At 45.8% G+C, this 10,973-nt stretch carries 11 protein-coding genes; 7 read left to right on the top strand and 4 right to left on the bottom strand.

The window, feature by feature from the left end:
- Window positions 1–454, bottom strand: a 454-nt coding sequence (locus tag A3751_RS10190) for a peptidylprolyl isomerase (RefSeq protein WP_082863178.1), incomplete at its 3' end; no start/stop codon positions are given.
- 206 nt (window positions 455–660) lie between these two features.
- On the opposite strand from A3751_RS10190, the gene A3751_RS10195 reads away from it, so the two are divergent.
- Entirely contained in the window at window positions 661–1,461 is an 801-nt protein-coding gene (locus A3751_RS10195; protein ID WP_068455316.1) for a hypothetical protein, read from the top strand.
- A 32-nt stretch (window positions 1,462–1,493) separates the two neighbouring features.
- Here A3751_RS10195 and A3751_RS10200 read toward each other — a convergent pair whose 3' ends face one another.
- The 3 genes from A3751_RS10200 to A3751_RS10210 are packed head-to-tail and all read right to left on the bottom strand — an operon-like array spanning window position 1,494 to window position 4,624.
- A complete protein-coding gene (locus A3751_RS10200; protein WP_068455318.1) occupies window positions 1,494–2,201 on the bottom strand; it encodes a sensor histidine kinase KdpD in 708 nt (235 codons plus the stop codon).
- Window positions 2,202–2,204: 3 nt separating this feature from the next.
- A complete protein-coding gene (locus A3751_RS10205; RefSeq protein WP_068455321.1) occupies window positions 2,205–3,839 on the bottom strand; it encodes a tetratricopeptide repeat-containing response regulator in 1,635 nt (544 codons plus the stop codon).
- Between the two features lie 14 nt (window positions 3,840–3,853).
- Window positions 3,854–4,624: a PleD family two-component system response regulator gene (locus A3751_RS10210; protein WP_068455325.1), complete on the bottom strand. Its 771-nt coding sequence runs from the start codon at window positions 4,622–4,624 to the stop codon at window positions 3,854–3,856.
- A 200-nt stretch (window positions 4,625–4,824) separates the two neighbouring features.
- Between A3751_RS10210 and A3751_RS10215 the strand changes: the two genes are divergently transcribed.
- From A3751_RS10215 to A3751_RS10240, 6 genes are all read left to right on the top strand, one after another.
- Complete coding sequence (locus A3751_RS10215; protein WP_068455329.1) at window positions 4,825–6,279, top strand: glyceraldehyde-3-phosphate dehydrogenase; 1,455 nt, start codon at window positions 4,825–4,827, stop codon at window positions 6,277–6,279.
- Between the two features lie 311 nt (window positions 6,280–6,590).
- Window positions 6,591–7,934, top strand: coding sequence for a Na(+)-translocating NADH-quinone reductase subunit A (locus A3751_RS10220; RefSeq protein WP_068455331.1), 1,344 nt, complete (start codon window positions 6,591–6,593; stop codon window positions 7,932–7,934).
- Window position 7,935: 1 nt separating this feature from the next.
- Entirely contained in the window at window positions 7,936–9,126 is a 1,191-nt protein-coding gene (locus A3751_RS10225; RefSeq protein ID WP_068455335.1) for an NADH:ubiquinone reductase (Na(+)-transporting) subunit B, read from the top strand.
- Window positions 9,119–9,919: a Na(+)-translocating NADH-quinone reductase subunit C gene (locus A3751_RS10230; RefSeq protein WP_231871952.1), complete on the top strand. Its 801-nt coding sequence runs from the start codon at window positions 9,119–9,121 to the stop codon at window positions 9,917–9,919. The genes A3751_RS10225 and A3751_RS10230 overlap by 8 nt, the downstream gene beginning before the upstream one ends.
- Window position 9,920: 1 nt before the next feature.
- Window positions 9,921–10,586: an NADH:ubiquinone reductase (Na(+)-transporting) subunit D gene (locus A3751_RS10235; protein WP_068455338.1), complete on the top strand. Its 666-nt coding sequence runs from the start codon at window positions 9,921–9,923 to the stop codon at window positions 10,584–10,586.
- Window positions 10,586–10,973: Rnf-Nqr domain containing protein (locus tag A3751_RS10240; protein ID WP_304439019.1), on the top strand; the 388-nt coding region annotated here is incomplete at its 3' end. The genes A3751_RS10235 and A3751_RS10240, both read left to right, overlap by 1 nt.

Below are 10,973 nucleotides of genomic sequence, written 5' to 3' on the forward strand. Positions count from 1 at the left end.
TTCCCTTAGTCACTTCACCAAAAACGGCGTAGCCCGGTTGAGCGGCGCTTTTGTTCAAAAAGTTGTTATTCACTAAGTTAATAAAAAACTGAGACGTTGCAGAGTTTGGGTCATTTGTGCGTGCCATCGCCAATGTGCCTCTTGCATTTTGGATGGTGGGCTGAGCTTCATTTATGATCGGTGCTTTTGGTGTTTTTTTGACCATATTGGCTTCAAAGCCACCACCCTGAATCATGAAGTTAGGAATGACTCTGTGGAAAATCGTGCCGTTATAAAACCCCGAATTCGCGTACTCAATAAAGTTAGCAACGGTTTTTGGCGTTTTTTTGTCGTAAAGAACCACCTCAATAGCGCCTTTGTTTGTTTTTATTGTCGCTATGGTTTCAGCGATCGCTGTCATTGAACCAAGAGTGAACGATATCGCTAAGAAAATTTTTGTAACTCGAGTAAGCATGATCTGAACCTAGTTTTTTATTGAAGCGCTGATTTTAAAGCCCTATAAGCTCAAATCAAAGTGAGCCTTCGTTCACGTTATTTCAAACGGTTACAGGCCTTTTACAAGACATAACTCTTTGATGTGGTGTGAAAGCTGTTTTTAGACCAAATTCTAACAACCGAAAACTTTTGCTCTTTTTAACATTATCGTCGAGGTCGCAACCGATGCAGCAAGTTCCGCAACATAATTCCCGTTTGGGGAGAGTTTTGATCAACAAAGGGCAGCTCACGGAGATGCAGCTTGATCAGGCCTTGCTTGAGCAAGGCAGAACTGGGAAGCGACTGGGAGAGGTTCTTCTCTCAAATGGTTGGATTTCAGATGCGCAGTTAAATAGGGCGCTTAAAAGGCAGTCGTTATTGCGTAAAGTTGGTGCAATTGCTACTGCGGTGTGTGCACCGCTCCATGCAGCTTCCGGAATGGCGGCTACAGTGGTCGCGAAACCTTCGATACCTGTCACTCGCGTAAATATTTCTGAACACGTTGCAGATCTGCCTTCGGGATTGGTTGCACTCTCCGATGAGCAGATGAGCGATGCTACTGCGCAGGGGCCTTATTCGCTAAGCGCGATTCCGTTCATGAACTATGGTCATGATGCCGTTGGGGCAGGGCTTCAACATGATTATGACGACGATGATGAAGATCAACAGCAAAATGATGAGCAGGTGGCGTATGAACTGATGGATACCGTCACTACCGTTATGGGTATTGGTCCATTGTCGAGCGGAATAGAAGCGGACATTTCGATGGAGGGTTTTCGCCGGTTTGAGGGCGTTCCCACTATCTCGCTGCTTGAAGATGGAGGTGTGCGCTTTTATACAGGTTTTCAGGTGGACCGAATTAACATGGAGAATATTCGTGTTAAGGGAAGCGATGGCCCTGCGACATTTGGCAGTATCTATATGACAGATGTCGAGTTTGCACCTGGGTCAAATTACACCATTAGGCCACATGGTAGTCGTTATTGATTTGGCTTAGCGGGGCGTTTACGTCATCTTGGTTACGGCAGATACAAATTAAATACACCCCCTCCAAGCTTGCCTCCGTTTTCAAGGGCGATGTAGCCCTGTTTCTCATTTTGGTGATGCAGCGCAGCTACTTGAGATGCGAAGTACAGGCCTAGTGAAGTGCTTCCAGTTTTAAAGTTAAGGTTGTTTTGAATATCGCTTGGTTCGAGCTTTAAGATGGATTCAGGGTAGCCTAGTCCATTGTCGTGCACGCTAATTTCAATGTAGGGGTGTGCGCAAATCTCTACTTCTCGTGCCGCAACTAAGATCTCGCTTTTGGTATAACGGCTCGCGTTGTTAATTGCGTTGTTCAGTATGCCTGATACAAGCTCCCTATCAAAATACCACGAAGCTGTGCTCGATATGTCCTGACTCAGCTTTATGTTCCTTGCTTCGAACACATTCCCATACTGCGCTTGCTGCTCCGCCACGATGTCATCTAAATAGTGCTCATCAAGGTGAGCTGAGAGCATTTTCTTATGTAAGCGGTAGACCCCAAGAAGCTGAATAAGGTCATTGTTAACGCGCTCCGTCTCGTAGCGGATAGTGCTGACTCCTAGATTGTTTTCGCTATCTTCGGGTAGCTTCTGACAGAGTTCTTCGAGCGAATGCAGAAGCATGCCAAGAGAGTTTTTCATGTCATGGACTGACGATGCGAGAATCAAAGAGAAGTCAGCGTTGTCGGTATGATTAGATGGCATGTTTTAGGCCTCCGTACGAGCTCTGCTGAGCGTGTGTTTAATGTGTTGTAAGCGGCGATATTGCTTATGCTGTCTGGGGATGTGCTCTATTCGATCAACGCATTGCTCAACAATGGACAAGGCATTTGCATCAGAGTCTTGCTGGTGCAAGCGAAGCGCGACTTGCGCTAGATTAAGGTTCAATGCAGCGTGTTTTGGGGTGAGGGCTGCGGCGGCTGTGAAGGATTCGATCGCTTCTTGTAAATGGCCAGTTTCGAATAGTTGAATTCCCGTTTTGTTTAGGCTCTTCGCTTTGACTCTAATTTCTAGAGGTTCTGGCTCATCAAGCACGGCCTCAATTTTGGCTAAGGCAGATGGGTCACTTTCAAAGCGTTGAGACAGGTCAATCAGCAGCGATTGAGCTTCGTCTTGTTTTCCTGCTGTGTACAAACTTCGGCTCATTTCTATTCCAAGCTCGGCGCTCAGCTTGTCGATATCTGTAAGGGATTGAACTTCGTCGATGAGTTCGATGGCGTTTTCTAGTTTGCCTTGGCCCACTAAAACCCTTGCTTTGACTAAGTTTGCACAATGGCACGACTCTTCTTCGTAATAGAATTTATCAAGAACTGTTTCCAGTTGAGCGTTGGCTTCAGCGGCGAGAAGAGACTGTTTTTCGGTGGTATCTCCCAAGGCAAGATCACTTAAACATCTACCAAAGTTCAAGTATAAATCAGGCGTTTCGTGAACAGTTCCCTCACCATATGTAACGGCCTTTCGAAAAGCATCGCTAGCGGCATTCAAATCATTGTTCTCTACGCACAGATTAGCCAGCTTCGATTGTCTTTGAACCATTCTGGGCGAGATGGAGACCGCTTCTTGAAGTGCTTTTTGAGCCTCTTTTCTTTGTCCTAATCGGACACAGCTGTCGCTTATGCCCTCATATGCCTCAACGAGGAATGGAGATCGCTCGATGACGGATGAAAAGACACTCTTGGCTTCTTCGTATTGGCTAGTATCGAACAGCGTCTTCGCTAGCCCAATTTTTGCCCAATCGATAGGTCTATTTGTCAGAACTTCGCTGTATATTTTCTGGGCGCTGCTGCTATCGCCCATTTTTCTATATAGGTCTGCCATCGTTTGGAGGCACCAGGAGCGATATCTAGATCCCTTGTCTACTTCTTGTTGGCAAAGGCTGATGGCTTTAGCGTAGTTTTCGAGATCAATCTCTCGATTGATGGGTTTAAGTGCTCTTTGTTGAACAAGCAGTTGAGTGAGACGCTCTTCGAGCATGTTACGTGTCACTGGCTTGGCGACATAGGCATCTGGTTGAAATTCTCGAGTGCCGAGCACTGCTTCCTTCGATGTATCGGCAGTGATCATTATGAATAGATGCGTGCGCTTTAGCTTCTTTTTGATTCTAAGTTCTTCAAGGATTTGCTGGCCATTTTTACCTTCGCCAAGATTAAAGTCACAAAGCATGACATCGTAGCTTTCGTACTTGCTTTGATTTAACGCTTGTTCAGCATTTGCAACGGTGTCAACGAAAGCGGCCCCGAAGCTTGTAAGCATTAGCCTAAGAGAGGTTCGAAAGTTCTCAAAGTCATCGATAATCAAGAACTTGCTGTCTTGGCAGAGTTTTCTTAAGTGATGGTTACTCAATTAATTCCCCAGAATTACTTTGCTTCGTCATGCTCAAGTAAAAGAATGATCTCATCGATCAGTTCGTTGACTTGTTGCATCTGGATTTGAGTATTCGTGAAGCCTTGTTCTATTTTTTGAGTCGTCAGCCATGCAAATGTAGAGGCAAAAAGCGAAAAAGCCAGAAAGACAACGATCACAACTTGTGGCAAAGCCAGGTCGAGGCGCTTGCTTGTCATCTCGGCCTGATTCGTTGCCAATTTAGCGAGCTCGGTCTTAAGGTTCCGGTTCTCTTCGTGGATTTCTTCATAGGCGGTCTCTAGTGTCGATATTCGAGCATATAGCTTTGAGTTGCTTGATTCGCTTTCGACCGTTTTAGTAAGAGAGCTTTGTACTTCGTTGAACACAGTAGGTACGTCGTCGGCTTGTTCGGGTTTAGTTGAGCAAAGCCGGTCTAGCATGAGATACAGTTTGTCCCGATCAATCTGTTTCGAGATGACCCCTGCTGCACCCAGGCGATGCGCTTCTTCATAGTAATTGTGCGCATGCTGTGACGTGTACATAATGACTGGAACATGTTTCGTTTGTTCTTCTGATTTAATGCGTTTCAGCGTCTCAAATCCATCCATGCCGGGCATTAAGTGGTCCAAGAATATGTAATCAGGGTGAAACCAAGCGAGTTGCGACAGAGCGTCTTCGCCGGAGCAGGCCTGCTCACAATGTATACCCATTTTTTTTAGGATCTTGGTTAGTAAGGTGCGAGATGTCGATGAATCATCCACCACGAGTGCGCTTGTCGTTGCCACGTTGTTCCCTGATTAGTTGCCTGAATATGTATCCGATTCTTGTTCTATAGCAGACGTACAACTTCAGTTTAGCAAGGCTGAGTCGTTTGCGTACTATTATTATTCTTTTTGCGTAAGGAGGGTTTATTGCTATCTTGGTTGTTTATCAGGATAATACGCGACCTATTTTTATGAGCGCACATATATAAGAGGTGTGAAGCGTGAGCAACGAGAGCATTCAAAGCCATTTCAACGATTGGACTGAACGAGAATCTGCAGCGGAGGATATGATTCCTTTAATTGGACGCCTGTATCGTGAGAACAATGTTGTTACTTCTGTCTACGGTCGAGCCATTATCAATCAGTCTGTCATTGGTTTGCTCAAATCGCACCGATTTGTTCGCCAGATTGAAAACAAAGAGTTGTCTGCGGTCGATTCTCTAGAAGTACTTAAGGTGATGTCTGGCTTAAATCTTGGTCATGCGCGCGTCGATATTGGCAAGCTGGCTGTCGCGTTTAAAGAAAGAGCGGGCGGAGCGAGTTTGGAAGAGTTCCTTCGCGCTGAATTAGCTGACGTAGTTGGCAAGGGCTCAGATAGCGCTGGTCAGTCGCATGATGTGGTGCTTTACGGGTTTGGTCGTATTGGTCGTTTGCTTGCTCGTATACTTATCGAGAAGGCTGGTGGAGGTACAAATCTTCGCTTAAAGGCTATTGTCGTTCGCAAGGGTGGCGCTAGTAATGATCTTGAGAAGAGGGCAAGTTTGCTTCGCCGAGACTCAGTTCATGGTCCGTTCGAGGGCACTATTTCTGTTGATAATGACAAGAATCAGATTATCGCTAACGGTAATTGTATTCAGGTTATCTACTCTCCCGGCCCAGATCAGGTTGATTACACAGAGTATGGCATTAACGACGCTATCGTTATTGACAACACAGGTATTTGGAGAGATGAAGATGGTCTTGGTTTGCACCTTAAGTCAAAGGGTGTATCCAAAGTGTTGCTAACTGCTCCGGGCAAAGGTGATATCAAAAATATTGTTTATGGTATCAATAATTCTGCGATCGAAAGTTCAGACACCATTCTTTCTGCAGCGTCTTGTACTACAAATGCGATTACGCCCGTTTTGAAAGTGATTAACGACGAGTTTGGCATTAAGAACGGTCATGTTGAAACGGTGCATGCTTACACCAACGACCAAAACCTGATTGATAATTACCATAAGGGTAGTCGTCGGGGAAGAAGTGCTCCATTAAATATGGTCATTACGGAGACCGGTGCTGCAAAGGCAGTTTCGAAAGCGCTACCTGAGATGGCTGGTAAGCTCACGGGTAATGCGATTCGTGTTCCTACGCCAAATGTTTCGATGGCTATTTTGAATCTTAATATCGAGAAAGAGGCGACTGCTGATCAGATCAATGAGTATCTTCGTGAGGTGAGTTTGCACTCTGATTTGGCTAAGCAGATTGATTACGTCAATTCTGAAGAAGTCGTTTCGAGCGATTTTGTTGGTAACCGTCGTGCAGGTATCGTTGATGCGAAGGCCACAATTGCAAATGATGGGCGTGTCATTCTCTATGTTTGGTACGACAACGAATTTGGTTACAGTGCTCAAGTAGTGCGTATCGCTAATCAGATGGCTGGAATTACCTATCCTTCTTTTCCCGCCAGATCTTAGACGTCTCGTTCTAGGCAAAAAAAGCCCGCTATGAGCGGGCTTTTTTATTGGTGTTGCAAGCTAACAAAGCATTGCATGTAGTGCATGATTGACTATAGTTTTGGCGTCGTGCGCCATAATGATGCTCTATTTTTCGTTATCTAGTAGCAAAATAGAGGACGCGTCTTTATAATTGGCGCGATTTTTTGGTTCACCTTCTCGTTACTTATAAGTCGGCGCGGCTGATTTCGTGCAAAGGGTTCTTGGATCCAATGGTATCCAAGGCAGAGGTAAGGTGGAAAATTCATTTTGTTTAAGCTTAGGCGGGATTAATGGTCAAAATTAATAAAGGCCTCGATCTTCCAATTACTGGTGCACCAGAACAAAAGATAGCGGACACAAAAACTGTCAGTCGAGTGGGTATTGTTGGTTTCGATTATGTCGGAATGAAGCCAACTATGGCCGTTGCGATCGGAGACAAGGTTAAGCGTGGTCAGCTACTGTTCGAAGATAAGAAAACCCCTGGGGTCATCTATACTTCGCCAGCGAGTGGAACAGTCGTTGAAATTAATCGTGGTGAACGACGTGTTTTTCAGTCTATCGTCGTAGAAATTGAAGGCGATGAAGCTGTTGAGTTTGAAAAGCACGATTCAGCATCATTTGATTCGCTTACACGCGAGCAAGTTGCCGAGAATTTGGTTAAATCTGGTCTTTGGACAGCTCTGCGTACGCGACCTTTTAGCAAAGTACCTGAGATCAACAGCGTTCCGAACTCGATTTTTGTTACAGCGATGGATACCAATCCTCTTGCTGCGGATCCCTCTGTTGTGATTGCTGAAAAGGCGGAAGCTTTTGCTCAAGGGGTTACGTTGCTGACTAAGCTTACTGATGGTCGCGTATTTGTTTGCTGCGAGCCGGGAAAAGAGCCAGATGTCCCTTCAAGTGCTCAGGTATCGATCGAGAAGTTTTCGGGCGTTCATCCAGCTGGAAACGCTGGTACGCATATTCATTACTTGGATCCAGTCAGTAGTGCTAAAACGGTTTGGAGTATTTCTTACCAAGACGTCATTGCGTTTGCAGAACTATTCAAGACGGGAACTTTGCCTTCAGAGAGAGTTGTCTCAATTGCAGGTGAGGGAGTGTCTAAGGCACGCCTGATTCGTACACAGCTTGGTGCTTGTGTGAGTGAGCTTGTTAAGGGCGAAGGCGATAACGACGCGTGTCGAGCGATCAGCGGCTCGGTGTTTGGTGGCCGCACTGCACGAGGTTCTGTTGATTTTCTTGGGCGTTACGCTTCTCAGATAAGCGTTATCCCTGAACCGCAAGAGCGAGAATTGTTTGGCTGGCTTTCTCCTGGTGCTAGTAAGTTTTCCGTAATGAATATTTACTTGTCAAAGCTACTTGGACGTAAGCAGTTTAGCTTCAATACGACTACCAATGGTAGTGAGAGAGCTATGGTGCCTATTGGTGCGTATGAAAGAGTAATGCCGTTGGATATTTTGCCGACTCAATTATTGCGCTCGCTCATTGTTGAGGATACAGAACAAGCTCAGTTACTTGGTTGTCTAGAGTTAGACGAAGAGGATTTGGCGCTCTGTACATTTGTATGCCCTGGTAAGTATGAGTATGGGCCAATCTTGCGAGCTAACCTAACTCGCATTGAGAAGGAGGGGTGATATGGGCTTACGCAACTTCTTAGATTCTATTGAACCGAATTTCCACAAAGGCGGAAAATACGAAAACTTTTACGCACTGTACGAAGCGGTCGATACGATCTTTTATTCGCCTTCTAGTACAACTCGCGCAAACTCCCACGTTCGTGATGGCGTTGATCTTAAGCGAATTATGATCACCGTTTGGATGTGTACTTTTCCAGCCATGTTTTTCGGTATGTGGAATATCGGGTTTCAGGCGAACTCTGCAATTGCTGCAGGGGCGTCCATACCAACCGATTTCCATAGTTTGTTATTCATTGGTCATGACCCTGCTAACTTATGGCACAACCTTGTATACGGGGCCGCATACTTCTTGCCAGTCTACGCAGTAACGTTCGTTGTTGGTGGGTTTTGGGAGGTCTTGTTTGCTTCGGTTAGAGGTCATGAGGTTAATGAGGGTTTCTTTGTTACGTCAATCTTGTTCGCATTGATCTGCCCACCTGACTTGCCACTATGGCAGGTCGCTTTAGGGATTTCTTTTGGTGTTGTCATCGGTAAAGAGATCTTTGGTGGCACGGGTAAAAACTTCCTGAATCCAGCGCTAACCGGCCGTGCTTTTTTGTACTTCGCCTACCCAGCTGAGATCTCGGGAGATGCAGTTTGGACAGCGGTTGACGGCTTCTCTGGTGCTACATCACTAAGTCTTGCAGCAAGTGGTGGTGCTGATGCAATTATTGCTGGCAATATCACTTGGTTGGATGCTTTCTTTGGGACCGTTCAGGGCTCAATGGGCGAGACGTCTACTTTAGCGATCCTGATTGGTGGTGCGGTGCTTTTGGCTACGCGTATAGCTTCGCTCCGAATTGTACTTGGTGTGTTTTTTGGTATGGTCGCGATGTCAACCTTGCTCAATATGGTTGGTTCGGACACAAATCCAATGTTTAGCCTGCCGTTTTACTGGCATTTTGTAATCGGTGGTTTTGCATTTGGTATGATTTTCATGGCGACAGACCCTGTTTCAGCATCTATGACGAATACGGGTAAGTGGTTCTATGGAGCCTTGATTGGTGTGATGACTGTACTTATTCGCGTCGTGAACCCTGCTTTCCCAGAGGGGATCATGCTGGCAATTCTATTTGCAAACCTGTTTGCACCCTACATTGATCATTTGGTCGTACAGGCGAATATCAAAAGGAGGTTAGCTCGTGTCTAGCAAAGAAACTATGGGTAAAACCTTCACAGTTGCTTTTCTTTTGTGTCTGGTTTGTTCGCTGATCGTGGCTGGGTCTGTGGTTGCGCTTAAGCCGATCCAGCAAGAGAATAAAGCGCTTAACCTAAAAGCGAATATTCTCGCAGCAGCCGGACTTTTACCTTCCGGTGCAAGTAAAGACGAGATCGAAGCTCAGTTTGAGAAAATCGACGCTAGATTAGTGGATCTCGATACTGGCGAATATGTAGATCCGAGTGTTGTAGGAAAGCAAACAGCCCTTGCTTATGATCAACGTAAAGCACAAAAGGATCCAAAGCTATCTGACTCGATTCCTAGCGAGGAGGACATTGCGAGCATAAAGCGTCGTGTTGACTTCGCCAAGGTGTATCTAGTTCGTGAAAATGAAGAACTGAAGACCATTATTTTGCCTGTCAGTGGATACGGTCTTTGGTCAACGCTACATGGTTTTCTTGCGCTTGAAGCGGATGCAAACACTGTAGTTGGTTTTGGCTTCTATGAGCATGCTGAAACACCGGGGCTTGGTGGAGAGGTTGATAATCCAAATTGGAAGGCCTTATGGCCCGGCAAGAAGGTGTATGACCTTGATGAGTCGGATGAGCCTAAGCTCGCTCTTCTCAAGGGAGCCGTTGATCGCTCTAAGCCTGATGCTGAGTACAAGGTTGACGGTCTTTCAGGAGCAACTCTTACGAGTCGTGGTGTGACTAATTTAGTTCAGTACTGGACTGGAGAGCACGGCTTTCAGAAATATTTGAATAAATTACGTCAGGGGGCATGAAGTGAGCACAGCATCCGCTAAAGAGGTTCTATTTGAGCCCGTATTTAGTAACAACCCTATTGCTCTGCAAATCCTTGGTATTTGTTCAGCGCTAGCGGTTACGACAAGCATGCAATTGTCGGTGGTTATGGGCCTTGCAGTCTGCACGGTTACTGGCCTTGCCAATCTTGCTGTTTCGTTGATTCGTAGCCAGATCCCTTCGAATATCCGAATCATTGTTCAGATGACGATCATCGCAACGCTTGTGATTGTTGTCGATCAGATTCTTCGAGCATACGCTTACGAAATTTCTAAGCAGCTCTCTGTTTTCGTTGGTTTGATCATCACAAACTGTATTGTAATGGGTCGAGCAGAGGCATTCGCAATGCAGAATGGTCCAGGAATGAGCTTCTTGGATGGTGTTGGTAATGGCCTAGGTTACGCTGTGATTTTGCTGTTCGTTGCTTTCTTCCGTGAGCTACTTGGCGCGGGCAAGCTGTTTGGAGTTGAGATCTTTGCAACTGTGAATGATGGTGGTTGGTATGTACCGAACGGCTTGTTGTTGTTGCCACCAAGTGCATTCTTCTTGATCGGTATCTTTATCTGGGCATTGCGCTCTTGGAAGAAAGATCAGATCGAAGCGCCGGATTATAAGATGTCAGCGCATCGTGTTAAGGAGGCTTTCTAATGGTTGAGCATTATTTGAGCCTGTTTATCAAGGCTGTTTTCGTAGAGAATATGGCTCTGGCTTTCTTTTTGGGTATGTGCACGTTCTTGGCGATATCAAAAAAGATTCAAGCAGCTATGGGGCTTGGCATTGCGGTTGTCGTCGTGTTGGCAGTTACAGTTCCAGTGAACAACTTGATCTATACCTACGTATTAAAAGAAGGTGCGTTGGCATGGGCAGGCTATCCTGAAGTTGATTTGAGCTTTTTGGGCTTGTTGACTTACATCGGTGTTATAGCGGCGCTTGTGCAAATACTCGAAATGGTGTTGGACAAATACTTCCCAGATTTGTACAACGCATTGGGCGTGTTTCTCCCATTGATTACCGTGAACTGTGCCATTATGGGGG

The organism is Oleiphilus sp. HI0080 (assembly GCF_001635135.1).

Bases quoted from the DNA above. Each gene is read 5' to 3' on its own strand.
- A3751_RS10195 (WP_068455316.1), top strand. From the start codon at position 661: ATGCAGCAAGTTCCGCAACATAATTCCCGTTTGGGGAGAGTTTTGATC.
- A3751_RS10200 (WP_068455318.1), bottom strand. From the start codon at position 2,201: ATGCCATCTAATCATACCGACAACGCTGACTTCTCTTTGATTCTCGCA.
- A3751_RS10220 (WP_068455331.1), top strand. From the start codon at position 6,591: ATGGTCAAAATTAATAAAGGCCTCGATCTTCCAATTACTGGTGCACCA.
- A3751_RS10225 (WP_068455335.1), top strand. From the start codon at position 7,936: ATGGGCTTACGCAACTTCTTAGATTCTATTGAACCGAATTTCCACAAA.